This is a genomic window from Paraburkholderia sp. J69-1, from assembly GCF_905220255.1.
Lineage (GTDB): Bacteria > Pseudomonadota > Gammaproteobacteria > Burkholderiales > Burkholderiaceae > Paraburkholderia.
This window is the reverse complement of sequence record NZ_CAJMZG010000108.1, coordinates 1-331: the sequence shown is the minus strand read 5'-3', so window position 1 is coordinate 331 and position 331 is coordinate 1. Positions and strand designations below refer to the sequence as shown.

Here is a 331-nt window from a genome sequence, read left to right as displayed (position 1 = left end):
GACGATGCGCATCATGTGCGCGATACGGTCCGCGCGCTCGCTGGCCGTGAGCTTGGTGTTGATCGCGAGCGGCTCGCCCAGCGTCTGCTCGACGGTCTTGCGCGGATTGAGCGAGGCGAACGGGTTCTGGAACACCATCTGCACGCGTCGGCGCAGCGCTGAGATCTGCGCGCTGCCCGCGCTCGCCACATCTTCGCCGTCGATGGTGAGCGTGCCGGACGTGGGCGGCTCGATCATCGTGAGCTGGCGCGCGAGCGTGGACTTGCCGCAGCCCGACTCGCCCACCACCGCGAGCGTGCGCCCGCGCGTGAGCGAGAACGACACGCCGTTG

General features: G+C 69.5%; 1 protein-coding gene. It reads right to left on the bottom strand.

Annotation, left to right across the window (positions count from 1 at the left end; all coding sequences use genetic code 11):
• Positions 1-331, bottom strand: a 331-nt coding sequence (locus U5A67_RS40605; protein WP_321818851.1) for an ATP-binding cassette domain-containing protein, incomplete at both ends; no start/stop codon positions are given.